We start from the raw sequence: 23,292 nt of genomic DNA on the forward strand, positions 1-23,292 counted from the left end.
CTGCCAGATTTTTTCCATAAGACTAAGGAAGTACTTTCGCCTCCGCATCGATTGTGACCGCATTCTCACGCGCCAAGCGTGCAAGCTCGTAGCAGTCCTCGATATACTGGCGTGCGAACCAGCGCATCATGCCATACCCAGCGGTCGCTGCGATTCCCTGTCCGATGAAAGGCACATACTTCGCCGTCGTCTTGCCGAGGTAGCGCTTGCCGAAGCTTTTCAAAACGATCATCACGCCCTCCTTCGTCGCGAAGTCAAACACCTTCTTGACGAGCGGTACGAGGACATCGTAGTGGCGCAGCTTGCTCTCGGCTTCCTTGGACAACCCGAAACGTGCGCGCATATCCGCCATCATGCGCAGGCAGAGTCCCGCATCAACGCCGATGTCGAGTCCAGGAATCGGATTGACCGCATTCGCCGCACCTAGCACGGCATACCGCTTGACACTCTTATGGCAGCCTTCGCGGATCTCTTCCAAAGTTTCCATGCGCACCATTTCAGCCATGAATATCGCCTCCCGCCTGTGCCGTCTCCTGCGTCCGAGCCGCTCCCCATGGCGCATCGGTGTAGCGCTCGATCGCTTCCTTCGCCTGCGGATACCTTGCCAAAAGCTCCTCACGCTGCCAGACGCGGATTCCCGCCGTCTCCAAGGCAGGAATCGTCATGCAGCTGATGAAGCTGTAGCCCGCAGAGTCAACATTCTCCGCTGCGAAGATCTGTCCCTTGGGAATCAGAACCATCGGCATAGCCGCGCCGCCCACGCCAAGCTCGAAGGTGCGCACCGTGCCGTCGGCGCCGAGCACCGTCAGCCTCATGCCGCAGCCTTCATGAAAGTACCATACTTCATCGCAGTCAAAGGACTGGAAGCGCAGGTTTTCCGAGCCGGCGAGCAGGAAGTAACTGCTGCCCGCCGCCGGGCGGCTGATGGCTTCCGCCGTCCACGTCGGCGACGTGTAGACCCAGCTGTAGGCACCGCTTCGCGGATTGCCCGAGAGTCGGAACTTCTGCATGATTTCCTGCACGCGTGCTGGCGCATTCGGAACTGCCGTCGTCTTTGCTGCCTGAACCTCGGGCGGCGTCATCTGTACGACCGCGCTTTCCTGCTGCATCTGCTGCGCAGGCTGCACCTGCTGCATCGCTGCGCCTCCATCGGACGTCACCGCCGCCTGCGCTGCATCAGACTTTTCATTTGCTGTCGGTGACTCAGCAGGACGCTCCGCTTGAGCTGCGCCCGCATTTGCCGCTGGCGTAACATCCGCCTTGCCAGCGGCCGCACTCGCATCCGGCGTCGCTTGCGCTGCAGCCGGATCCGGCGTCACCGTCCCATGCACAGCACTGACCGTCGCGCCTGCAGCCAAGGCGGCTTCCCACGCCGCCTCATCCATCGCCGTCCCCGCAGTATTCGTCTTGCCGTCCGCACCTTGGGCAGCGGACGAAGCCGGCGGCTTCGACTGAGCCGCCGCATCAACCGTCTGCACCGTCGGCGACATCCCTGCCAAGATTCCCGTCAGAAGCCAGACCGCAGCCTTTTCATACCGCATGCGCCTCCACCTTTCACACAAATTCAAAAGAAAAGCGGCAGCAGAAAAGCGCCGCCCGCCTCATTTTTCCGTCAAAAGTTCCATGATCTCACTGCGCTTTCGCTCGGCTTCGCGATCCTCCGTCCGCTTCGCCTGCTTGAGGAAGTCCCCTTCTTTCGCCTTGACCTCCTTGATCTTATCACCGATGGGGCAGCTTACGACGCCCTCCTTCATGAGCTTCTGAATCAAGTCGACCATATCGCCGTAGCCTTCCTTCATGCGCTTTTCGACAGCGAGGCGTGTGAAATCGACGCAGCCCGGGCGATCGGAGAAATCGGGGCGCGGAAAAAGCTCGTAAATCTTCGCATCGGGATAAAGGTTCTTCTGCACAGTGCTCCTCTGTGACAGGTGCAGCACGAAGATCAACCGCACGCCCGCCTCGTAGACGGGCAGGAGCGGCGAGAGATCCGTGAAGCTTCCCTCCCAGAGCACGACGCCGTTGGAAAAACGCAGCTGCGAGTAGAGGATCGGCAAAGCATTCGCCGCAGTCAGAAGAACCTTGCGCATCTTCTCCGGATAGCGCAGGATATCGTAGTAAGAAGGCTCGACCGTCGGAAACTTCGTTGCTCCGATAAAGATGTGCTCGATGCTTTCACGCACCTTGGAAAGATCCAGATGCTCTTCCAAGAACGCAGCGAAACTCTTTTCATCGAAAAGACCATGCCCGAAAAGTGCGAGAAACTGCTCGAACGATACGCCGGAAAGCCCGCTCGTCACGATGATGTCGTAGATTTCCTTGAGCTTCGTGATCGGCACGTTGGAAATCTTGAGCTTCGCGGCATTCTGCCACATGTCTTCCGCCTTCTCGTAGCCGTCGCTCGCGAACATCATGGCGTTCAGTGCACCGAAAGACGTTCCGGAGACGACGCTGACGGAAGACTCAAGCTCGTAGCTGCGCAACGCCTTCCATGCGCCCATCTGATAAGCGCTGTTGCCGTTGCCGCCGGCGAACACTATGCCCATCTTCTCCATGCTCATCGCCTCCGGCTACTTCTTCTCAAAACGCGCCTGGCAGCCGATACCGTCGCCATAGCCGACGCCGACGAGAACCGGCTCGCCGTTCTTCGCCTCCACCTTCACCTTTTTCCATGCGTCGTTGACGAGGACCTCGATCTCATCGCCCAATGCCAGCGACTGCAGATGTTCATCGCCATCCTCGAAGTAACGTATGGCGTAATGATCCTTCTTCCAGAGGATTTCTCCTTCCATGATGTTCCCTCTCCTTTCTCAGCAGTCTCCCATGTCAAAGAAGCACTAATAAATTCAGTCGCCCATCTTCACACATCTGCGCTTCCTAAAAATTCAAAGATCTTTCAAAAGCTCCTGCACCTTCGCCAAGCACTCCGCCTTCGTGCAGTCGAAGCTCTCGCCCGAGCGGCGCACCTTCAGCTCGATCTTTCCCTCTTCCAAGGCTTTCGGTCCGATCGTGATGCGCAGCGGATAGCCGATGAGGTCGGCGTCTTTGAACTTCACGCCCGCGCGATCCTTGCGATCATCGAGAATCGCGTCGACACCTGCGGCCAGAAGCGTCTCATACACCTCTTCAGCAAGCGCCAGCTGCTCGGACGCCTTCGCATTGACGGGAACGACCACGACCTCGTAGGGCGCAATGGCACGCGGCCAGATGATGCCGTGCTCGTCATTGTGCTGCTCGATGGCCGCCGCCATCGTTCTGCCGACGCCAATGCCGTAGCAGCCCATGAAGAGCGCCTTCTCCTTGCCGTTCTCATCGAGGAAGGTCGCGCCGAGCGCCTCGCTGTACTTCGTGCCGAGCTTGAAGACCTGTCCCGCCTCGATGCCTCTCGTGATCTCAACGGGCGCACCGCAGTGCGGGCAAGGATCGCCCGCCGTCATCAAGCGGATATCTGTGGTGAGGACATCCGTGAAATCGCGCACGGGATTCACGCCCGTATAATGCACGTCGACCTCGTTCGCACCCGCAACGGCATTCTTTATCTTCATGACCGTGCTGTCGACGACGATCTTCGTGCCCTTCTTGATGCCGATGGGACTCATGAAGCCCGCGACGCCGCCCGCTGCCGAAATCGCCGCCTCATCCGCCATGCGCAGTTCAAGCGCCCCCACGGCATTCTGCAGCTTCACATCGTTGACTTCATGGTCGCCGCGCACGAAAGCGAGCACGAGGGCGTCATTTTCATCCTGAAAGGCGACCGCCTTGATCGTCTTTTCGAGCGGCACGCGCAGGAAATCGGCAACAAGCTCGATGGTCTTGCAGGCAGGCGTCTCGACCTTCTTCAAAGGCTGCGCCTCTTCTTCGGATGCGTCGATAGGAAGAAGCTCCGCCTTTTCCACGTTCGCCGCGTAGTCGCACGCCGTGCAGCACGCAATTTCTGACTCGCCGGCGGCAGCGAGCACCGTGAACTCATGCGTGTGATTGCCGCCGATCGCACCCGCGTCCGCCTCGACGGGACGGAACTTCAGGCCACAGCGCGTGAAGATGTTTGTATAGGCGTCGTACATTTTCTTGTAGGACACATCGGCTCCCGCCTCGTCCTTGTCGAAGGAATAGAGATCCTTCATGATGAACTCGCGGCTGCGCATGAGTCCGAAGCGCGGACGAATCTCGTCGCGATACTTGTTTTGAATCTGGTACAGAAGGAGCGGCAGCTGTTTGTAGGAGCGCACCTCATCGCGCACGAGCGTCGTGATCATCTCCTCGTGCGTCGGGCCGAGGCAGAATTCACGGCCATGGCAGTCCTTCAGGCGGAACATCTCCTGTCCGAATACGCTCCAACGCCCCGACTCCTGCCAGATCTCCGCCGGCTGCATGATCGGCATGCACAGTTCCTGCCCGCCCGCCGCATCCATCTCCTCGCGGATGATCTGCTCGATCTTTTTGATCGTGCGCCACGCCAGAGGCAGATACGTATAGACGCCGCCCGCCGCCTTGCGGATCATTCCCGCACGCAGCATGAGACGATGACTCGTGATCTCAGCGTCGGAAGGCACCTCGCGCAACGTCGGCGCGTATAACTTCGATGTAAGCAATGAAAACTTCCTCCTCTTAGGGCGTGCGCTTCGTTCGCTGCATTCCCCATCTATGAAAGCACTTTGCCGCTCAAGGCAAGCGGACGCTTTTATTCAAACCTGCTCTTCCTCCAAGATACTGTCTATCTCGCGGAACAGTTCTTCAACCAGCTCTTCTTCCTTGACTCGCCGCACGACCTCGCCCTTTCTGAAGACGAGGCCGACGCCCTTGCCGCCCGCGATGCCGACATCGGCGCCGCGCGCTTCGCCCGGGCCGTTGACGACGCAGCCCATGACGGCGACCTGGATGGGACGCGCGATGCCGCTGAGCCTTTCCTCCACACGCTCGGCAATCGAAGGAAGGTCGATGGCCGTTCTGCCGCACGTCGGACAGGAAATCAGCGTCGGGCCATAATCCCTGAGCCCCAGGGACTTTAAAATCTCTCGCGCGACGCGCACCTCGACTATCGGATCGCCCGTCAAAGATACGCGCAGGGTGTCGCCGATGCCTTCAGCGAGAAGTGCACCGATGCCGACTGCCGATTTGATGATGCCCGAGCGTACGGTGCCCGCCTCCGTGATGCCGAGATGCAACGGATAGTCGCATCTCTCACTCATCAGGCGATATGCCGCGAGCGTCAATGGTACGTCATGCGCCTTGAGCGAAATTTTCATATCATGAAAATCCTGCTCCTCCAACAGGCGCACATGCTCCAATGCGGATTCTACGAGAGCTTCCGCCGTGACGCCACCGTACTTTGCCAGAAGACGCTTGTCCAACGAACCCGCATTGACGCCGATGCGGATCGGTATGCCGCGCGCCTTTGCCGCCTCAGCGACGCGGCGCACGTTCTCCGCTCCGCCGATATTGCCGGGATTGAGTCGGAGCGCATCAATGCCCTGCTCGATGGCCTGAAGCGCCAAGCGATAGTCAAAATGGATGTCGGCGACGAGCGGCACCTTCGTCTGCGCCTTGATCTTTCCGATGTTCGCTGCCGCTTCCTTGTCGGGCACGGCAAGGCGCACGATGTCGCAGCCTGCAGCCGCGAGCGCCTCGATCTGGCGAACCGTCGCCTGTGCGTCCTGCGTCTTCGTATTCGTCATGGACTGCACGGAGACAGGAGCCCCGCCGCCGATGGCGACAGCGCCGATATGAATCTGCCGCGTGATCTTCCTCTGCATGGTCTACCCTTCTTTTTTCAACAAAAAATATCAACCGCCAACGAAGATGCGCATGATGTCATTCTTCGTCGCGTAGAGCATCAAGAGCACGAGAAGCGATACACCAAACATCTGCGCGTAGTGCATCGCCTTCGCTGAAAGGGGCTTGCCGCGCACGGCCTCGACGACGAGCGTCAGGAAGTGACCGCCGTCGAGCGCCGGAATCGGGAACAAGTTGATGATCGCGAGATTGAGGCTCAAGAGAGCCGTGAGACTCAAAAGCGGCACGACGCCGATCTGCGCCGCCTCGCCTGCGATCTGCGCGACACCGATGGGCCCCGCGAGATCGGCCTGCTGTGCGCCTGTGACCATCTGCCCGAGCATCGAGAGCATCATCATGAGCGTCGTGCCCGTGCGCGTGACGGCAAGCTCAGCGGCTTCGAAGAAGCCCGGCATGCGCGTCGTGACGGACGAACTGACGCCGATGAGCGAGCGCTTCTCCTGCGCGTTGTAAGCAGGAATGACGCTCACCGTCTGATGCTCGCCTGCGCGTTCGTACTCGACGTGCAGGACCTTGCCGTCCGCGTCCTTAATGAGGCTCGTAATGTCCTGCCACGAGTTCACGGGCGCACCCTCGATGGCGACGATGCGATCGCCCGCAAGGAGTCCCGCATTGGCAGCAGGATGCCCCGGTACCACCGTGCCGAGCACAGGCTCGCTCGAAGGCGTAGAAACGCCGGCGAAAAAGAAAATGCCGAAGAAAAGGAAGATCGGCAGGATGAGATTCATGAAAGAGCCGGCAAGGATGACGATCATGCGCGCGGGAATCGACTTCGCGCAATAGCCGCGCTCACCCGCCGTATTGTTCGCGGCATCCATGCCCGCGATATCGTTGAAGCCGCCCAGCGGAAGCGCACGCAGGGAGTATTCCGTCTCGCCGTGCGTGTACTTGACGATCCTCGGCCCGAAGCCAATCGCGAAACGATCGACGCGCATATCCGTGAGCTTCGCCGCCACGAAATGCCCGACCTCATGCACGAGGACAAGGATGCCGAAGACGAAAATGGATGCTAGAAGCGTTACGACCATCTCAACCCCCTATTTCCTGCAGGAAGCCCTGCGCCACGCGCCGCGCCTCGCCATCGGCGGCGAAGAGATCGTCCAGCGTCGGCGCCTTCTGCACGGCGCACTTCTCCATCGTGCGCTCGATGATCGCATAGATGTCGAGGAAGTGGATTCTCCCCGCCAGGAATGCCGCGACGGCCACCTCGTTCGCTGCGTTCATGATGCACGGCATCGTGCCGCCCGCACGCCCCGCCTCGTAGGCGAGAGGAAGTCCGCGAAACGTCGCTGTGTCGGGCTTTTCAAAAGAAAGATGCGCGAGCTTGGAAAAGTCCAACCGCTCAAAAGTCGAAGACTGACGCTTCGGATACGTCAGCGCGTACTGGATCGGCAGGCGCATGTCGGCCGGTCCGATCTGTGCTATGACGGCGCCGTCCTTGAAGCCAACCATCGAATGGATGATGCTCTCAGGATGGACGACGACCTCGATCGCATCGTATGGCGCATCGTAGAGCCAATGCGCCTCGATGACCTCAAGCCCCTTATTGACGAGCGTAGCAGAGTCGATCGTGATTTTCTGCCCCATCTGCCACGTCGGGTGCGCAAGGCACTCCTCGACCGTCGCCTTCTTGAGCGCGTCCTGCGTCTTTCCTCGGAAGGGGCCGCCCGAAGCCGTGAGGATGATGCGCTCGACGCATCTTGCCTCCTCGCCCTGCAGGCACTGAAAGAGCGCCGAGTGCTCGCTGTCGACGGGCAGGATCGCCGCGCCCATCTCACGCGCCTTCGCCATGACGAGTTCGCCCGCGACGACGAGCGTCTCCTTGTTCGCGAGCGCGATATCCTTCCTCGCTTCGAGCGCCTTCATCGTCGGTGCAAGCCCCGCAAACCCCATCATGCTCGTGACGACGATGTCCGCCGCCGGATATGCCGCCGCCTCGATGAAGGCGTCGCGACCACCTTCGATGCGCGTCTTGCCGCCGTACCGCGCCTTGAGCCTCGCCGCCGCCGCCTCATCGGCAAGCACGGCAAGCTCAGGGGAGAGCGCTTCGATCTGCTTCTCCAACAATTCGTCGCTAGCGTTCGCCGCGAGCACGGAAACAGTAAAAAGCTCCGGATGTGCAAGTGCCACATCAACCGTCTGGCGTCCAATCGAACCCGTAGAACCCAAGATTGCAATATTCTTCATACATCAAACTCCTGCCAAGCCGAAGACCTGAATAAAATAATAGACGAAAGGTGCTGTGAACATCACGCTGTCAAAACGGTCGAGGACGCCGCCGTGCCCCGGGATGAGCCGCCCCGAATCCTTGACGCCCGCATAGCGCTTGATGACGGATTCGGCGAGATCGCCGACCGTTGCCACGAGCGCGAGAAGCACACCGAGCAGCGCCATCAACGGCACGGAAAAGCCAAGAGCACAGCCGAGCGCCGCGACGACTGCCGTCGTGCCGACAAGGCCGCCAAGAAATCCTTCGACCGTCTTCTTCGGACTGATTGCGGGGCACAGTTTACGCCTGCCGAAGAACGAGCCGGCGAAGTAAGCGAACGTGTCGCTCGACCATGTGCCGAGGAACATGATCCAAAGGAACGCGCAGCCAAGCGTCATATCGCCGGCGGGCGTTGCGAGAACGACATCCTGCGCCAGGAAGCGCAGCAGGATCAGATGCGCGAAAGAAAAGCCGACATAGACGATCCCTGCGATGGAAAAGCAAGCCTGATCGACGGCAAAAGCCTCATGGCGAAAGACAGCCTCGGCAAAAACGAGGAGCACAGCAAACGTCGCGATTGCGACGAGCCACGCGCTTCCCCACAGCCAGGCGGCAGTGCCGAAGAGCGAGATAGCGATGAAGCCGACAAGTCTCGCGAGAGGCTTTCCTAAATGATCGAACGCCGACGCGTACTCGTGCCATGCAGCGAACGAAAGCACAATGGCAAAAACGGCATAGAGCCAGCCTCCCTGCATAATGACGAAGGCTGCGAGCGCTATGCCGACAACGCCCGTGATAATCCTTGTAAGCAAATCAAGCACCTCTTTGTTGGAGCAATCCTTTTATTTCCCCTTAATTCCGCCAAAGCGCCGCTCGCGGCTCGCGTAGTCGCGAAGTGCCTCCATGAAGCATTCAGGCTTGAAATCCGGCCAATTCGTCTCCGTGAACCAGAACTCCGCATACGCCGCCTGCCACAACAGGAAATTGCTCAGGCGCATGTCGCCGCTCGTGCGGATGACAAGGTCAACGGGCGGCAATTCCTTCGTATCGAGCGACGCCTGAAAAAGCTCTGGCGTGATTTCCTCCGGCGAAAGCTCTCCCGCCTGTACCTTCTCAGCCAGCCCCTGCACGACGCGGCAAATCTCGTCCTGCCCGCCGTAGTTGACAGCGACGCAGAAGTGTACGCCCGTATTGTTCTTCATCAGTTCTTCGGCATGGCGCACGCGCCGAATCAGCTCGGGCGTCAATTCATCGACGCGTCCGATGAAGCGGATGCGCACATTTTTCTCGTGCATCTCTCTTTCTTCCTTATCGAGATACTCAGAAAAGAGCCGCATAAGGAAATCGACCTCGTCATTCGGCCTCTTCCAGTTTTCCGTTGAAAACGCATAGACCGTCAGAACTTCCAACTTCAAATCGATCGCCGTATCCAAGATATCATGCAGCGTATCTACGCCCGCGCGATGACCGACTGTGCGCAAGAATCCCTGCCCCTTCGCCCAACGTCCGTTGCCGTCCATGATGACGGCAACATGGCGCGGCAGACGCGAGCGCTCGATATCGACAGGAGTCACTTCATTCTTCTTTGTTGCGGACTTGCCAAAAATCTTCTTCCACATATACGCTCCCCTTACCAGTCATGGGTTCTCATCATGTCCACATTTTTATTACAGAGATCTCACGAAATCATTATAGCATGGAATCATTATAGCATGGAAAAAGAAGCATATCCATAGTATATTTTAGCAGCTGTCAGCGAAGGGATGCAACCAATGAGATCACGATGTTATCGTTTGCGCTTGACAACAGAAAACAGACACGAAAATCTAATTCCAACTCCGTCGATGTACCTGTTCCCAGCTTTTTGAGGTTCTCTGGGAAGGCTCTGTTACGTGTGCCCTTTTCTGAGCGTCTGTACGATTTCATTTCCATATTATCAAGTTTCTATCACACAGAACAAAGCATCTGCCCAACGATTCTTTCTTCCGCACTCTATCCCTTTCCGCCTTCCTATGGTATGATGAGAAAAACCGTGTATACCCTCGACAAAAGGAGGATGTCATGACTGAAGATCATCTGGAACTCCTACGCTCCAAAGGCTACAAGCTGACCCCGCAACGGCGCGCCGTCCTCGACGCTTTCCATGAATGCGATCCCTTCCCCACGGCGCAGCAGCTTCTTGCCACCGTGCGCAAGAAGCATTCCAATGTTTCTCTCGATACGATCTATCGCAACCTCGCGCTCCTCTCGAATCTCGGCATTATTCATGAAATCTATCGCGCAGCGGGAAACGTCTACGAGATCGTCGAGCCAGGTCATCACCATCACCATCTCGTCTGTACGGAATGCGGCAAGACGGAATGCATCGATATCTGTCCCATGCAGGAAGCCTACACGAAGGAAGCCGAGAAAAAAGGGTTCCTCATCACGGGGCACATCTTTGAATTCTACGGCATCTGCCAAGAGTGCCGTGAAAAGAAAGGCCTTTGATACTTTCTTCCCAACAAAAACAAGCTTGCCAAACAAGCTCTCCTGTGCTATTCTATCAAATAGTAAAATTACTATTCAAAGGGAAATCATTCATGTTGTTTCCCCACGCACAGGAGGTCATTCTTTTGAAACGCAAAAACATGCTCTTTTGCCTTCTCGCCTCTCTCTGCCTGCTCCTCACAGGATGCGGCAGCACGAACACGGCGGGAGGCGGCAAGGACGGATCTTTCCACATCGTCACGTCCTTCTACCCCATGTACGTCGCCACCATCAACATCACGCAGGGCGTCGACGGCGTGACCGTCACCAACATGACGAAGCCGCAGACAGGCTGCCTGCACGACTACCAGCTCATGACCGAGGACATGAAGACGCTCGAAAAGGCCGATGCCTTCGTCATCAACGGCGCAGGCATGGAGAGCTTCCTCGACAAGGTCGTCGAGCAGCAGAAGAACCTCAAGATCATCGACGCCTCCAAGGGCATCGAGCTTCTGAAAGACGACGATGAGGAAAATCCGCACGTTTGGCTCAGCGTCACCGACGCCATCCTGCAAGTGAAGAACATCGCCGAGCAGCTCAAGGCAGCCGACCCCAAGCACGCCGACGCCTATGAGAAGAACGCCGCCGCCTACATCAAGAAACTCGAAGCGCTCAAGGCCGAGATGCACGCCGAACTCGACACGGTGCCGAACAAGGACATCGTGACCTTCCACGAAGCCTTCCCCTACTTCGCCAAGGAATTCGGCCTCAACATCATCAGCGTCGTCGAGCGCGAGCCGGGCACCGAGCCGACGCCCGCCGAGCTGCAGGCGACGATCGAACAGGTCAAGAAACTGCCCGTCAAGGTTCTCTTCACCGAGCCGCAGTACTCGCCAAGCGCCGCTGAAACCATCGCGCGCGAGACAGGCGCGAAGATCTACACGCTCGATCCCGTCGTCACAGGCGAGGCGAACGAGCAAGCGCTCAACGCCTACATCGACACCATGAAGAAGAACATGGAAACGCTGAAGACGGCGCTGCAGTAAGCCTGCCGTTGCAAAAGAAGAACCCGATTTCACAAACTTTCCCGAAAAGAAAGCGGATGCACCTCGAAGCCATCGAGCTGCATCCGCTTTTTCCATCTGGAAAAAATCCAAGATTCTTGTATAATGGTGATACTGCTGAATGAATTTTGACACATGAGGTGTTTTGTGATGGATGTACGCGACGATTTCCTGCTCGCCAAGAACCAGCAGGTCGAGCAGAATGAGAAACTTTCCGCCAAGAGCAAGCGGCGCATGCAGAAGAGCAAATCGTTCAATACGATCAAATCATACGCGAGCGATTGGAACGATTTCGCCGACTGGTGCGAGCATCACCAGACTGCTTCCCTGCCCGCAGAGCCCGAGACCATCGTCAACTACATCAATGACCTCGCGGACAATGCGAAGGCGAACACGGTCTCGCGCCGCGTCACCGCCATCTCGGAGAACCACATCGCCGCCGGCTACAAGCGCGACAATCCCGCCCACTCGGGACTCGTGCGAAACGCCATGTCAGCCATCCGCAGGGAGAAGGGAACGTTCCAGCACGGCAAGGCGCCGATCCTCCTGGAGACGCTCTATCTGATCGCCGACGGCTTCGGCACGGACGAGGCCTCGATTCGTGACAAGGCGCTGCTCCTCCTCGGCTTTGCAGGAGCGTTCCGCCGCTCGGAACTCGTCGCGCTCACGGTCGAGGATGTCAGCTTCTCCGCCGAAGGCATGGTCGTCTTCATCGGCAAATCGAAGGGCGACCAACTCGGCAAGGGAAGCTATATTGGCATTCCCTATGCGCCCGACAAGGAAATCTGCGCCGTGCGTGCGCTGCGTGCGTGGCTCTCCCTCAGCGGCATCAAAAAAGGGCCGCTCTTCCGCCCCTTCAAGCGCAATCATGAACTGCGCGATACGCAGCTTTCGGACAAGTCCGTGGCGCTCATCGTCAAGAAGTACATCAAAAAAGCCGGCCTCAGCGAGGAGGATTTTGCCGGGCACAGCCTGCGCCGAGGCTTCGCGACGAGCGCCGCGCAGCACGATGTCGACGCCTTGACCATCATGCGCCAGACGCGCCACAAATCGGAGAAGATGGTGCACCGCTACATCGAGCAGGGAAACATCTTCAAGGACAATCCGCTCGCTCGCATGTACGGCAAATGAGGAACAAGCGCGATACAAGGCGATGCTGTGACCGATACGATACGAAAAAGAGAAGAGGCTGCAGGCAAAAGTGCTACGGCCTCTTCTCTTTTTCGTATGCAGATGTCATGCCTCCTGCCTCTCGGCAAGCACGACGCGCTCCTCTGCGTCGTGCTCTTCGAGCATGACGCGAATCTCCTCCTTGGAGGAGGTCGGCACGTTCTTTCCCACGAAGTCGGCGCGGATCGGCAGCTCCCTGTGACCTCGGTCGATGAGGACGGCGAGCTGGATGCTCTTCGGACGCCCCATGTCGATCAGGGCGTCGAGCGCCGCGCGGATCGTCCGCCCCGTGTAGAGCACATCGTCGACGAGCACGATGGTCTTTCCCGTGATGTCGACGGGAATCTCTGTCTCGCGCACGACGGGCTGATACGCGAGGGTCGAGAGATCGTCGCGGTACAGCGTGATGTCGAGGACGCCGATGGCAGGCCTCGTTCCCTCAATCTTCTCAATCGCCGCCGCGATGCGCTCCGCGAGCGGAATGCCGCGGCTTCGTATGCCGACGAGGACGATTCCCGCCGTGCCCTTGTTCCTCTCTACGATCTCGTGCGAAATGCGCGTGAGTGCGCGGCGGATCGCATCTTCATCCATCAGAACCGTCTTGTCGACCAAGGTCGCCATATCATCCCGCCCCTTTCCGTTCTTCGATGGCATTTCGTCCATCAACTGCCCTGCCTTCTCCATGTGTTCAGCCACTTCAGCGCCCTCGCCGCAAGGCATGAAGGATCGCTTTCATATCCTCGGGCATTTCTGCCGCGAATGTCATGCGCTCTTTCGTGCGCGGATGCGTGAACGAGAGCTCGCAGGAATGAAGCGCCTGCCCCGCTATATCGGGCGTCTTCCTGCCGTATTTCGGATCGCCGAGCAGCGGATGGCCGATATATGCCATGTGGACGCGAATCTGGTGCGTGCGCCCTGTCTTCAAGCGGCACTCGACAAGCGTGTGCGCAGGGAAGCGCTCGACGACGCGAAAGAGCGTCGTCGCTTCCTTGCCGCCCGGCACGACTGCCATCTTCTTGCGCTCTGTCGGATGGCGGCCGATCGGCGCACGAATCTCGCCTCTGTCCTCGGCGATAGTGCCGCAGACGATCGCCCGATAGATGCGCTGCGCCGTCTTCTCCCGAATCTGCTCGGCGAGGTCGACATGCGCCCGATCGTTCTTCGCCGCCATCATGACGCCCGACGTATCCTTGTCGAGCCGATGCACGATGCCCGGCCGTATGACGCCGTTGATGCCCGACAAGTCCTCGCAGTGATGGAGCAGCGCATTGACGAGCGTGCCGTCCGCTACTCCCGCCGCCGGATGGACGACCATGCCGCGCGCCTTATTGATGACGATGACGTCCGAATCCTCGTAGAGGATGTCCAAGGGGATGTCTTCCGGCAGGATCTCCAACTCCTGCGCTTCGGGAAGTTCCGTCTCCACGGCATCCCCTTCGCGCAGCTTGGCGTTCGCCTTCGCCGTTCTGCCGTTGACGAGGACGCAGCCGCTTTCGATCAGCTTTTGGATATGAGAGCGCGAAACCTCCAGTTCCCTGCCGGCGAGAAAGCGGTCGAGGCGTTCTCCCGCAGCCCCTTCGTCGACGATCAGCCGTTCCTTCATGTCAAGCGTCCTCCGCAGGGTGCATCTTGAAGAGGATGGCGTAGATGATGGCCGCGACGCCGACGACGATGGCGATGTCCGCGATATTGAAGACCGGCCATATACGGAAATCAAAGAAGTCGATGACATGCCCGAAGCGCACGCGGTCGATCAGATTGCCCAGGGCGCCGCCGAGCAGGAGTGCCGTGCCGCAGCGAAAGATGCGGCACTGGCGGCGGATGTAGGGCGAGAAAAGGCCGCCCAAGATGACGATGACGATGCCCATGACGATAAAAAAAGAGCGCTGATGGGCGAGGATGCCGAAGGCAGCGCCGGGATTCAAAACGAACGTGATATGAAAGACATCTTGTATGACGGGGATTGACATTCCCGGAAACATCTCATGGGCGACAAGGAATTTCACGACTTGATCCAAGACTACGATGCAAATGCTCAAAAAAATCGGCACGAGAACCGCCTCAGTCCTTTCTCTTAGAGAAACCTCGTTTCGTCATCACAGATAGCGGTGCAGGAGCACGCTGATGCGCCCCTTCTTCGTCTGACCGCGAATCTCCTTCACTTCAAGCCGTCCCCTGCCGCGCATGGAAAGCACATCGCCCTCCTTGACGGCTTGGGAGGCGCTCTTGACGGACTGCCAGTTGAGCTTGAGCTTTTCCGCCGCGATGTCCGCTGCAGCCCGGCTGCGCGACATGCCGAAGCCCGCTGCCGCAATCGAGTCGGCGCGCAGGGAGGCGACCGTCGCGCGAATCTCCTTGCAGCGCTCCTCGCGCGGCAGGAGGGCGGAAAGTTCGCCGAGCGAGCACGTCACATGCGCTGCGCCGAACTGCACGCAGTTCGTCAGCAGGAAATCCGCCATGTTCTCTGCCGTGACGATACGCGCCGTGCCCTGCTGAATCTGGATGTCGCCGATGATCTCGCGCTCGACGCCGAGCCCCATGATCGCGCCGAGAACGTCTCGATGCGAGATGTGCGCGAACGCATCCTTCCATACCGCCTTCACGACGGCAATTTCCCAAGAGGGCGTGCCGCAAAAATCTTCATGCTGAAAGACGGCACGCTGGCGCTCCGCCCCCGCATAGCCGCCGTTGAAAGAGACGGCGAGACCTTCGAAGTTCGCCGCCACAACCTCGGCGATTTCCTGCCCGAAGGGGTCGAGGAACGCCGTCAGGCGGAACTTTTGATTCTTCATCGCCTTTTCTGCGGCATCGACTAATTTCACTGCCGTTTCTTCGCCTTCCGAGCCGCGATAGAAACGCAGGATTTTTTCCCGATTCGACATAGTGCTCCTATTCCCCTAAAGACTTCGATTTTTCCGCCGCGCTCAAGACGGCGTCAAGGAATGCGCCGCGCACGGCACGCTGTTCAAGGACGCGCAGTCCTGCGATGGTCGTGCCCGCAGGCGACGTGACCTGATCGCGCAGCTCGTCGGGATGCCTGCCCGTATCGAGCGCCATCTTGGCGGAGCCGAGCAATGTCTGCGCCGCCAGAAGACGCGCGTCCTTGCGTGAAAGCCCCGCCGCCACGCCGCCGTCCGCGAGCGCGTCGATGACGAGGAAGGCGAAGGCCGGTCCGCTGCCCGAAAGCCCCGTGACGGCGTCCATCAAGGACTCCTTGACGCAGACGACCTTTCCCGCCGCCGCGAGAATCGTGCGAATCGCTTCCTCGTGAGCTGCGCCCGCACGCGAGCCGAGCGCGTAGGCAGACATGCCCTCGCCCACGGCGAGCGGCGTATTGGGCATGACGCGGGCGACGGGCTGACCGGGAAGCAGCGCTTCGAGTTTAGGAAGCGGCAATCCTGCCACGATGGACACAAGGACGGCATCCGAGCGCAAAGCCCCGCGAATTTCCAAGAGAGCCGCTTCCGCCGCATTCGGCTTGACGGCGAGAATGACGACGTCCATATCGCCGAGGAACGACTCCGCGCTGCAGAACGCCTGCACGCCGTACGTTTCCTTCAATTCCTCGGCGCGCGCCGCCTTGTGCTCGGAGACGAAGACCGCCTCCGCAGGAAGCACTGCTTCGCGCAGGACGCCGGCGATGACGGCCTCCGCCATCATGCCGCCGCCGATCAATGCAAGTTTCATCGCCGCCGCCCTACTTCTTCAGCCACGGCATCTCCGTCGACACCGACTTCTTGTCCTCCGAATAGGAGATATTGACGTTGCTCGGCGCACAGAAGAAGACGTTGTTGCTGACCTTCTTGATCTCGCCGTTCAGCGCGTAGATCGTGCCGCTGATGAAGTCCGTGATGCGCTTGGCGTCCTCCTCGATGGTGTTCTCAAAGTTGATGACGACGGGGCGCTTCTCGCGCAGACAGTTCGCCACCTGCTGCGCATCATCGAAGGACTTCGGCTCGATGACGACGACCTTCATCTTGTAGGCAGCGACATTGTTCATCGCAGCGTTCGCCGCTGCCGCTTGGAAGTTCACGACGTTCGACGCCGGCGCTTCCTCGCGCTCCATCTCGTCAAACTCTGCAAAATCGTCGTCTTCGTCGCGCAAATCCCTTTTATCGTTGATGTCTTCCGGATCGATCAGGCCGATTTTTCCGCACACTTTATCAATGAAGCCCATCTTGTTCCCTCCTCAATATTGACGTGGCCCGAAAATGGCCGTGCCGACACGAACGATATTGGCGCCTTCTTCCACAGCGATCCGATAATCATGTGTCATACCCATTGACAAATAACTTATATTCGCCGTTTTCCACGGAAACTCCTTCGTCCTTTGAAAAATTTCATACATGCGGCGAAAGAGCGGCCTCGTCTCCTCGACCTCGTCGTAGTTGGGCGCTATGCACATCAGACCGCGAAGGCGCAGATGCGGCAGTGCGTCGACAGCTTCGAGCAAAGGCTGCAAGTCTTCTTCGTAAATACCGGACTTCGACGCTTCTTTGGCAAGGTTGACCTGCACGAGGACGTCCTGCCGCTTGCTGATCTTGCCCGCTTCCTTGTCCAAGGCCTCGGCAAGCTCCAAGGTGTCGACGGAATGAATGAGGTCGAAGAGCTTCACGGCGTACTTCGCCTTGTTCTTCTGCAAGTGACCGATGAGATGCCATACAGCCGTGCGCTCAAGCGTCTCGAACTTCTCCCGCGCTTCCTGTATGCGGTTTTCGCCGATGTCCGTCACGCCATGCGCGATCGCCTCGCGCATCTCGGCGACGCCGTGGTTCTTCGTCACCGCCACGAGGCGGACAGGCTCTTTCGCATCGGCAATCGTCCTCTTCGCCCTGCTCTCCTCGATGGAGCGCAAGACTTCATGCAGATTCTCTTCGATCAACTTGCTTACCTCCTGCAAACTACTTCAAAGCGATCCACGCGGCGAAGCGTCCCGTCGTCCCGTGCTCTTCGCGATAGGAAAAAAAGAGTCCGGCATTGCACTTCGTGCATACGTCAGCACTGTCGATGTGCGCGGGAAGGAGTCCCGCCGCTTCGAGCTGCAGGCGGTTGGCCACCCACAAGTCGATCGTCCACTTCCCCTCGGGCGAGTGCGAAAGAAGTCCAGGCGCTTCAGGAAATGCCGCGCGAAAAGCTGCCGCGACCTCCTCGCCGACCTCGAAGCAGCACGCGCCGATGGAAGGGCCGATGCCCGCGAGGATGTCCTGCGGGCGCGAGCCGAACGTCTCGCCCATGCGCTGCACGGTCTTTCGCCCGATCTCGGCAACCGTCCCCTTCCAGCCCGCATGAGCGGCAGCAATGACGCAGCGCACAGGGTCGAAGAAGAGGAGCGGCACGCAGTCGGCGAAGCACAGCAGCAAGGGCAGTCCCGACTCCGCCGTCATCAAGGCGTCGCAGGCAGGCACGGACTCGTCATAGCGGCTCGCGCCCATGCCCGCATCGCTGGCGCGGACAAGGCGCACTTCATCGCCGTGCACCTGGCGCGGCGTGACGATCCGCGCAGCGTCAAGCCCCAGAGCCTCGGCAAAGAGACGGCGATTCTCCAAGACGTCCGCGGCGCAGTCGCCGACGTGGAGCGCCATGTTCAATGCGACAAACGGCGGCTTTGATACGCCGCCCAAGCGCGTGGAAATGCCGTGCGCCAACCCCTCCTCGGGAAAGAGCGAGAACGAGCCGCGCCAAAGGCCGCCGCTATGTCTGAGCTGAAACATGTCTCTCCTCCATTGTATCACAAACGCCGCAGCGTGTGCATCCCGAAAAGCAAGGTTTCGTATATTGCAGCGCCGCCGCTCTCTGCAGCTCGCGGTAGAGGTATTGCTTGGGAAATCCCATGTCGAGCGCATCCCACGGGAATACCGCATCTTCTGCGTGCCGCACCTGCAGAAAGTCCGCAAAGGAAAGCCCCTCTTCCTTCAGCGCGCGCTTGAACGATTTCGCGCCGCCCGCGAGGAAGGCGCGGTGCAGGGCGCGAGCGACGCGGCGGTCGCCGCGCGCGAGCACGCCCTGCACATAGGCGCTCTTGGGCGATTCGGCGATGATGCGGATGCTCCTGTAGGACGCCAGCCCCTTGCGGATCGTCTTCATCGCATCCTTGACCCATTTCTCGTCCGCCATAGGCAGCCACTGAAAGGGCGTGAATGGCTTGGGGATGAACGGATTGATGCTCAAGGTGATCTGCGCATGCTCCTTCTTCGCCCGGATGTGCTCATGCAGGCGCACGGTCATATCGACGATGGCCTTGATGTCCTCTTCCTCCTCGTAGGGCAGGCCGATCATCAAGTAGAGACGGAACTGGCGGATGCCCGCCTGCAGAGCAAGATCGACCGTATGGTGCAGATGCTCCTCCTCGATGCCCTTGTTGATGATCTTCCTCATGCGCACGCTTCCCGCCTCGGGGGCGAGCGTGATCGTGCGCAGACCGCTCCTCGAAAGGGACGCGACAAGCTCCTCGGTCACGGAATCGGCGCGGAAGGAGGCGACGGACATGCCGAGATTTTCTGCCAGAATGTCGCGGCACAAAGCGTCGATCTCGGGATAGTCCGAGATGGCGGCTCCCATGAGTCCGATGCGCTTTTCGTACTTCTTCGCCTCTTGGACTTCCTTTTCCAAGACCTTCAGCGAGCGGTTGCGCGGCTGTCGAAAGCAGTAGCCCGCCATGCAGAAGCGACAGTGCCTGCCGCAGCCGCGTGCCGTCTCGATGAGGTAAAGGTTGAATTCCGTATCGTCGGTGACGACGACGGTGTGCGCGGGAAAATCATCGAGATCGCGCACCCATTGGCGCGTGACGCGCGAAGGAGCGCCCGCCGCAGGGCGAATGGCGCACAGGCGGCCCGACTCATCGTAGTCGTGCGCGTAGAGCGAGGGCACGTAGACGCCCTCGACCTTCGAGAGGGCGCGCAGAAGCTCGGCACGCGAAAGACCCTGCCGCACGGCGTCGTCGTATGCGTCCATCAGAGCCGGCATGACGACCTCGCCCTCGCCGATGACGAAGGCGTCGACGAAGAGACTCAACGGCTCGGGATTGAACGTGGCGCAAGGCCCGCCCGCGAGGACGATGGCGTCCTGCTCGCCGCGCTCCGCCGCCAGAAGTTTGACCTTGCCGAGCTGCAGGATGCGCAGCAGGTTGAAGTAGTCCATCTCGAAGGAGACGGCAAAGCCGATCAAAGAGAAGCGATGGAGCGGCTGCTGGTTCTCCAGGCTCAGAAGCGGCGTGCCCGTACGCTCATGCTCGCGCTGTTCCTCGTCGCTCGGCAGGAAGAAGCGCTCGCACGCCGTGTCGGGACGTCGGTTCAAGAGGTCGTAGATGATGTGCAGCCCGAGGTTCGACATGCCGACGAAGTAGGAATTAGGGTATACGAGCGCGAAGGCGCGCCGCGTGCCCGTCGGAAACGAAAAATAGCCGTGCTCGCGTTCCAACTGCTCGCGCAGCCGCCGCTTGATCTTCCAGCTCAAGACGGGTTCTTCTCCCTGAGCAGCGCTTCCAACTCCTCGCGGAAGCCGCTGATGTCGGCAAACTTGCGGTAAACCGAGGCGAAGCGGATGTAGGCGACCTCATCGAAGTTCTTGAGCTTCTCCATCACGAGTTCGCCGATGTCGCGCGTGTAGACCTCGCGATCCATCGTGTTGCGAAGCTCCTTTTCGATCTCATCCGCCAGGGCGACGATGCGCTCTGTCGGAATGTCGCGCTTGTCGCACGAGCGTATGAGGCCGTTCAGCAGCTTGTTGCGGTCGAAGACGACGCGCCTGCCGTCATTTTTAATAACCATCAGCGGAATCTTCTCCACTGTCTCGTATGTCGTAAAGCGCTTGCCGCACGATGTGCACTCCCTGCGGCGGCGAATGGTATTGCCGTCGTCAGCTGCACGCGAGTCGACGACGCGGCTGTCCTCCTCTTTGCAAAATGGGCAACGCATCTATATCCCCTTCTCTTTCCTTCGTTTTCTTCTCGTTTTTTCTACCGTCTCGCGCCGCTTCGGACGCAGCAGACACTTCTTCCCATAGCCAATGAGGTCGCTCCTGCCCGCCAGATGCAGCGCCTTGCGCACGATGGCGTCGTTCTCGGGCAGCCAATATTGCAGAAGCGCGCGCTGCATCCTCTTCTCCTCCGCCTTTTTCGCCGTATAGACCTTCTCGCCTGTCAGAGGATTGATTCCCGTGTGGTACATGCAGGTCGAAAGCGTGCCGGGCGTCGGGATGAAGTCCTGCACCTGCTCTGGATGGTAGCCGCGCTCATGGATGAACTCCGCAAGCTCGACGGCATCTTCGAGGTGCGCGCCCGGGTGGCTTGACATGAAGTACGGCACGAGGTACTGCTTCTTGCCGAGCTTTCGGTTCATTTCCTCGAACGCCTTGACGAAGCGCAGGTATACGGATTTTCCGGGCTTTCCCATGAGTCGCGTGACGCGCCTCGATACATGCTCGGGCGCGATGCGCAGCTGTCCGCTGATGTGATGGCGGCACAGCACTTCCAGAAAATCATCGTGCGCCTGCTGCAAGTAGTCGAAGCGAATGCCCGAGCGGATGAAGACCTTCTTCACGCCGGGCAGCGTGCGAAGGCTCTCTAGGATAGCCAAGTATTCTCTGTGATCGGCTCGCAGGTTCTCGCACAAGGGCGAAAGACACGCCTTGCCGCGGCATGTCCCGCGCACAAGCTGGGCGCTGCACGACGGCTCATAGAAGTTCGCCGTCGGCCCGCCGACATCGTGAATATAGCCCTTGAAATCGGGCAGGGCGATGAGCCGCTTCGCCTCGCGCAGCAGGGACTCCTTGCTCCTATGCTGGATGATGCGCCCCTGATGCGACACGATGGCGCAGAAATGACAGCCGCCGAAGCAGCCCCTCTGGCTGACGAGGCTGAACTTGACCTCGGCGATGGCGGGCACGCCGCCCGCCTTGTCGTATACGGGATGCCATGTATAGCGATACGGCAGTTCGTAGATCTCATCCATCTCTTCCGTCGTCAAGGGCAGCGCCGGAGGATTCTGCACGACGCAGATCTCTTCGTTCTGCTGGATGAGCCTGCGCCCGCGCAGGGGGTCCTGCTCCAGATATTCGACGCGGAAGGCGTCGGCAAACTGCGCCTTGTCCTTCGCGACCTTCTCATAGGGCGGCAGTTCCACATAGTCCCATACATAGTCGCGGTTCGGTACGCGGTAGCAGGTACCGCGCACATCCTGCACGTTCTCGATCGCGACGCCCGCATGAAGTTCGGCGGCGATCTCGACGATCTGCTTCTCTCCCATGCCGTAGATCAAGAGGTCTGCGCCGCTCTCTAAGAGGATGGACGGGCGCACCTCATCGCGCCAATAGTCGTAATGCGCCATGCGGCGCAGGCTCGCCTCGATGCCGCCGATGATGACGGGAATCTCACCCCAAGCCTCACGCAGCCGCTTCACATAGACGCTGACAGCGCGCTCAGGCCTGCAATTCATGCGTCCGCCAGGTGAATAGGCGTCCTGCCGGCGCAGTTTCTTCGCCGCCGTGAAGCGTGCGAGAACGGAATCGAGATTGCCGCTCGATACAAGAAAGGCAAGCCGAGGCTTGCCTAAACGTCGAAAATCTTTTGCACTGTGCCAATCGGGCTGGGCGATGATGCCGACGCGATAGCCGTGCGCTTCGAGCACGCGGCAGATGATCGCAGTGCCGAAGCCCGGATGGTCGACATAGGCGTCGCCCGAAACGAAGATGAAATCAAGCTCGTCCCAACCTCTTGCCTCCATGTCCGCCCGGCTCATCGGCAAAAAACCCTTCACGCTTCCAACCATCGATCACTTCGCCGTATTCTCTTTGGTAAAGGTCTTCTCCACCACTTCACCCTTCTGCCCGATCGCGCCCATGTCCTTGCCATTCAGAGAATAGTTGAGCGCTCCGGCATTGCCCGCCGTGATGCGCACCTTGTCCTTGCCCTTGAGCGTCAAGACCTTGCCCTTTTCAGCCGTCCCCTCGAACTCCGTCTTGCCGTCAACGACAACTTCCGTCCAGCAGCGATCGGTGAAACTGAGCTTCACCTCTACACCGTCAGCCGCCGCCTTCGGCGCGGCCTCCGTCTGCTTCTGTCCCGGCTTCTGCCCCTGCTGCGTCTGCGTCTTTGCACGCGGCGCGGGAGCGCTCGGCTCTTCGTCCCCGCCGAAGGCGATGAGCGCCGCGAAGGCAACGACGAAGACGGCCACCGCCACCATCAGAGCCTTGCGAACGCCATGGGAGCTCTTCTCCATCGGATAACTTTCAAGCGAGGTGATCTTCGGCCCTCGGTATTCCTCCCTGTTCCTTTCTGTAGACTGCTCCTGTCTTGCTTCTTCCACAGAAGAAGACCCCGCCGCTTGCATCTCTTCCTGCGGATGCATCTCTTCATTGAAAGCGTTTACAATCTCGTTGGCATTAAGCTTCAAATAGTTTGCATAATTGCGGACAAAGCCCTTCGCATAGACCTCACCGGGCAATGTCTTGTATTCGCCTTTCTCGATTGCATCTATATATAAAGCGCGTATGCTCGTAGCCTTTTCAATATCCTTGATCGATAAATTCTGCCTCTCGCGTTCCCTGCGCAGAAGATCGCCTATCATCGAAATTCATCCTTTCCGAAAGCTTCCC

At 59.3% G+C, this 23,292-nt stretch carries 25 protein-coding genes; 3 read left to right on the forward strand and 22 right to left on the reverse strand.

The features are described from left to right. Positions 1-22 precede the first annotated feature (22 nt). The 10 genes from QZ177_RS02830 to QZ177_RS02875 form a co-directional block, all read right to left on the reverse strand. A complete protein-coding gene (locus tag QZ177_RS02830) occupies positions 23-505 on the reverse strand; it encodes a hypothetical protein (RefSeq protein WP_294175464.1) in 483 nt (160 codons plus the stop codon). Continuing rightward, complete coding sequence (locus QZ177_RS02835) at positions 498-1,541, reverse strand: cupin domain-containing protein (RefSeq protein WP_265071697.1); 1,044 nt, start codon at positions 1,539-1,541, stop codon at positions 498-500. Before QZ177_RS02835 ends, QZ177_RS02830 begins: the two co-directional genes overlap by 8 nt. A 60-nt stretch (positions 1,542-1,601) precedes the next feature. After that, positions 1,602-2,552: a patatin-like phospholipase family protein gene (locus tag QZ177_RS02840; RefSeq protein ID WP_265071698.1), complete on the reverse strand. Its 951-nt coding sequence runs from the start codon at positions 2,550-2,552 to the stop codon at positions 1,602-1,604. Between the two features lie 15 nt (positions 2,553-2,567). After that, the gene (locus QZ177_RS02845; protein WP_265071699.1) at positions 2,568-2,789 is read right to left on the reverse strand and encodes a DUF5348 domain-containing protein; all 222 of its coding nucleotides are present in this window, start codon (positions 2,787-2,789) and stop codon (positions 2,568-2,570) included. 93 nt (positions 2,790-2,882) lie between these two features. Further along, a complete protein-coding gene (locus tag QZ177_RS02850; RefSeq protein ID WP_265071700.1) occupies positions 2,883-4,589 on the reverse strand; it encodes a proline--tRNA ligase in 1,707 nt (568 codons plus the stop codon). A gap of 93 nt (positions 4,590-4,682) precedes the next feature. Further along, entirely contained in the window at positions 4,683-5,750 is a 1,068-nt protein-coding gene (gene ispG, locus QZ177_RS02855) for a flavodoxin-dependent (E)-4-hydroxy-3-methylbut-2-enyl-diphosphate synthase (protein ID WP_265071701.1), read from the reverse strand. A 30-nt stretch (positions 5,751-5,780) separates the two neighbouring features. Then, entirely contained in the window at positions 5,781-6,818 is a 1,038-nt protein-coding gene (gene rseP / locus QZ177_RS02860) for an RIP metalloprotease RseP (protein WP_009645685.1), read from the reverse strand. Position 6,819: 1 nt separating this feature from the next. Then, positions 6,820-7,977 (reverse strand): 1-deoxy-D-xylulose-5-phosphate reductoisomerase, encoded by a 1,158-nt coding sequence (locus QZ177_RS02865; RefSeq protein ID WP_009645627.1) that lies wholly within the window; start codon positions 7,975-7,977, stop codon positions 6,820-6,822. A 3-nt stretch (positions 7,978-7,980) separates the two neighbouring features. After that, complete coding sequence (locus tag QZ177_RS02870) at positions 7,981-8,811, reverse strand: phosphatidate cytidylyltransferase (protein ID WP_294175465.1); 831 nt, start codon at positions 8,809-8,811, stop codon at positions 7,981-7,983. Positions 8,812-8,841: 30 nt separating this feature from the next. Beyond that, positions 8,842-9,618, reverse strand: coding sequence for an isoprenyl transferase (locus tag QZ177_RS02875; RefSeq protein ID WP_294175466.1), 777 nt, complete (start codon positions 9,616-9,618; stop codon positions 8,842-8,844). Between the two features lie 442 nt (positions 9,619-10,060). Here QZ177_RS02875 and QZ177_RS02880 point away from each other — a divergent pair, with 442 nt between their 5' ends. From QZ177_RS02880 to QZ177_RS02890, 3 genes are all read left to right on the forward strand, one after another. After that, the gene (locus QZ177_RS02880; protein WP_294175467.1) at positions 10,061-10,489 is read left to right on the forward strand and encodes a transcriptional repressor; all 429 of its coding nucleotides are present in this window, start codon (positions 10,061-10,063) and stop codon (positions 10,487-10,489) included. Positions 10,490-10,581: 92 nt separating this feature from the next. After that, positions 10,582-11,514, forward strand: a complete 933-nt coding sequence (locus QZ177_RS02885; RefSeq protein WP_294175468.1) for a metal ABC transporter substrate-binding protein — start codon at positions 10,582-10,584, stop codon at positions 11,512-11,514. A gap of 168 nt (positions 11,515-11,682) precedes the next feature. Next, on the forward strand, positions 11,683-12,663 hold the full coding sequence (locus QZ177_RS02890) for a site-specific integrase (RefSeq protein WP_009645647.1): 981 nt from the start codon (positions 11,683-11,685) through the stop codon (positions 12,661-12,663). Between the two features lie 105 nt (positions 12,664-12,768). On the opposite strand, the gene pyrR is transcribed toward QZ177_RS02890, so the two are convergent. The 12 genes from pyrR to QZ177_RS02950 all read right to left on the reverse strand — a co-directional run bounded on the left by pyrR (position 12,769) and on the right by QZ177_RS02950 (position 23,264). Beyond that, positions 12,769-13,323, reverse strand: coding sequence for a bifunctional pyr operon transcriptional regulator/uracil phosphoribosyltransferase PyrR (gene pyrR, locus QZ177_RS02895; RefSeq protein WP_294175497.1), 555 nt, complete (start codon positions 13,321-13,323; stop codon positions 12,769-12,771). A gap of 76 nt (positions 13,324-13,399) precedes the next feature. Further along, on the reverse strand, positions 13,400-14,305 hold the full coding sequence (locus QZ177_RS02900) for an RluA family pseudouridine synthase (protein ID WP_294175469.1): 906 nt from the start codon (positions 14,303-14,305) through the stop codon (positions 13,400-13,402). Position 14,306: 1 nt separating this feature from the next. Beyond that, on the reverse strand, positions 14,307-14,753 hold the full coding sequence (gene lspA / locus QZ177_RS02905) for a signal peptidase II (RefSeq protein ID WP_009645640.1): 447 nt from the start codon (positions 14,751-14,753) through the stop codon (positions 14,307-14,309). Between the two features lie 45 nt (positions 14,754-14,798). Further along, positions 14,799-15,584, reverse strand: coding sequence for a YlmH/Sll1252 family protein (locus QZ177_RS02910; RefSeq protein ID WP_294175470.1), 786 nt, complete (start codon positions 15,582-15,584; stop codon positions 14,799-14,801). A gap of 7 nt (positions 15,585-15,591) precedes the next feature. Continuing rightward, on the reverse strand, positions 15,592-16,389 hold the full coding sequence (proC, locus tag QZ177_RS02915) for a pyrroline-5-carboxylate reductase (RefSeq protein WP_294175471.1): 798 nt from the start codon (positions 16,387-16,389) through the stop codon (positions 15,592-15,594). A gap of 10 nt (positions 16,390-16,399) precedes the next feature. Further along, entirely contained in the window at positions 16,400-16,879 is a 480-nt protein-coding gene (sepF, locus tag QZ177_RS02920) for a cell division protein SepF (RefSeq protein WP_006192948.1), read from the reverse strand. Positions 16,880-16,891: 12 nt separating this feature from the next. Continuing rightward, entirely contained in the window at positions 16,892-17,584 is a 693-nt protein-coding gene (locus tag QZ177_RS02925; RefSeq protein WP_294175472.1) for a YggS family pyridoxal phosphate-dependent enzyme, read from the reverse strand. 19 nt (positions 17,585-17,603) lie between these two features. After that, the gene (pgeF, locus tag QZ177_RS02930) at positions 17,604-18,413 is read right to left on the reverse strand and encodes a peptidoglycan editing factor PgeF (protein ID WP_294175473.1); all 810 of its coding nucleotides are present in this window, start codon (positions 18,411-18,413) and stop codon (positions 17,604-17,606) included. Beyond that, complete coding sequence (locus tag QZ177_RS02935; protein ID WP_294175474.1) at positions 18,394-20,154, reverse strand: TIGR03960 family B12-binding radical SAM protein; 1,761 nt, start codon at positions 20,152-20,154, stop codon at positions 18,394-18,396. The genes pgeF and QZ177_RS02935 overlap by 20 nt, the downstream gene beginning before the upstream one ends. Further along, the gene (nrdR, locus tag QZ177_RS02940) at positions 20,151-20,615 is read right to left on the reverse strand and encodes a transcriptional regulator NrdR (protein WP_009645711.1); all 465 of its coding nucleotides are present in this window, start codon (positions 20,613-20,615) and stop codon (positions 20,151-20,153) included. The genes QZ177_RS02935 and nrdR overlap by 4 nt, the downstream gene beginning before the upstream one ends. Continuing rightward, complete coding sequence (locus QZ177_RS02945) at positions 20,616-22,466, reverse strand: YgiQ family radical SAM protein (protein WP_294175475.1); 1,851 nt, start codon at positions 22,464-22,466, stop codon at positions 20,616-20,618. It abuts the gene before it with no gap. A 3-nt stretch (positions 22,467-22,469) separates the two neighbouring features. Continuing rightward, a complete protein-coding gene (locus QZ177_RS02950; RefSeq protein ID WP_294175476.1) occupies positions 22,470-23,264 on the reverse strand; it encodes a RodZ domain-containing protein in 795 nt (264 codons plus the stop codon). Between the last annotated feature and the right edge of the window lie 28 nt (positions 23,265-23,292).

This window comes from uncultured Selenomonas sp. (genome assembly GCA_905372355.1).
GTDB lineage: Bacteria > Bacillota > Negativicutes > Selenomonadales > Selenomonadaceae > Selenomonas.

What these genes read in the sequence shown, in the direction of transcription:
- rseP (WP_009645685.1), bottom strand. Translation starts at nt 6,818, where the DNA reads ATGGTCGTAACGCTTCTAGCATCCATTTTCGTCTTCGGCATCCTTGTC.
- QZ177_RS02890 (WP_009645647.1), top strand. Translation starts at nt 11,683, where the DNA reads ATGGATGTACGCGACGATTTCCTGCTCGCCAAGAACCAGCAGGTCGAG.
- QZ177_RS02875 (WP_294175466.1), bottom strand. Translation starts at nt 9,618, where the DNA reads ATGTGGAAGAAGATTTTTGGCAAGTCCGCAACAAAGAAGAATGAAGTG.
- QZ177_RS02840 (WP_265071698.1), bottom strand. Translation starts at nt 2,552, where the DNA reads ATGGAGAAGATGGGCATAGTGTTCGCCGGCGGCAACGGCAACAGCGCT.
- QZ177_RS02910 (WP_294175470.1), bottom strand. Translation starts at nt 15,584, where the DNA reads ATGTCGAATCGGGAAAAAATCCTGCGTTTCTATCGCGGCTCGGAAGGC.
- ispG (WP_265071701.1), bottom strand. Translation starts at nt 5,750, where the DNA reads ATGCAGAGGAAGATCACGCGGCAGATTCATATCGGCGCTGTCGCCATC.
- QZ177_RS02885 (WP_294175468.1), top strand. Translation starts at nt 10,582, where the DNA reads ATGTTGTTTCCCCACGCACAGGAGGTCATTCTTTTGAAACGCAAAAAC.
- QZ177_RS02945 (WP_294175475.1), bottom strand. Translation starts at nt 22,466, where the DNA reads ATGGTTGGAAGCGTGAAGGGTTTTTTGCCGATGAGCCGGGCGGACATG.
- proC (WP_294175471.1), bottom strand. Translation starts at nt 16,389, where the DNA reads ATGAAACTTGCATTGATCGGCGGCGGCATGATGGCGGAGGCCGTCATC.
- QZ177_RS02900 (WP_294175469.1), bottom strand. Translation starts at nt 14,305, where the DNA reads ATGAAGGAACGGCTGATCGTCGACGAAGGGGCTGCGGGAGAACGCCTC.
- QZ177_RS02865 (WP_009645627.1), bottom strand. Translation starts at nt 7,977, where the DNA reads ATGAAGAATATTGCAATCTTGGGTTCTACGGGTTCGATTGGACGCCAG.
- QZ177_RS02950 (WP_294175476.1), bottom strand. Translation starts at nt 23,264, where the DNA reads ATGATAGGCGATCTTCTGCGCAGGGAACGCGAGAGGCAGAATTTATCG.
- QZ177_RS02835 (WP_265071697.1), bottom strand. Translation starts at nt 1,541, where the DNA reads ATGCGGTATGAAAAGGCTGCGGTCTGGCTTCTGACGGGAATCTTGGCA.
- pgeF (WP_294175473.1), bottom strand. Translation starts at nt 18,413, where the DNA reads ATGTTTCAGCTCAGACATAGCGGCGGCCTTTGGCGCGGCTCGTTCTCG.
- QZ177_RS02830 (WP_294175464.1), bottom strand. Translation starts at nt 505, where the DNA reads ATGGCTGAAATGGTGCGCATGGAAACTTTGGAAGAGATCCGCGAAGGC.
- QZ177_RS02845 (WP_265071699.1), bottom strand. Translation starts at nt 2,789, where the DNA reads ATGGAAGGAGAAATCCTCTGGAAGAAGGATCATTACGCCATACGTTAC.
- QZ177_RS02880 (WP_294175467.1), top strand. Translation starts at nt 10,061, where the DNA reads ATGACTGAAGATCATCTGGAACTCCTACGCTCCAAAGGCTACAAGCTG.
- pyrR (WP_294175497.1), bottom strand. Translation starts at nt 13,323, where the DNA reads ATGGCGACCTTGGTCGACAAGACGGTTCTGATGGATGAAGATGCGATC.
- sepF (WP_006192948.1), bottom strand. Translation starts at nt 16,879, where the DNA reads ATGGGCTTCATTGATAAAGTGTGCGGAAAAATCGGCCTGATCGATCCG.
- nrdR (WP_009645711.1), bottom strand. Translation starts at nt 20,615, where the DNA reads ATGCGTTGCCCATTTTGCAAAGAGGAGGACAGCCGCGTCGTCGACTCG.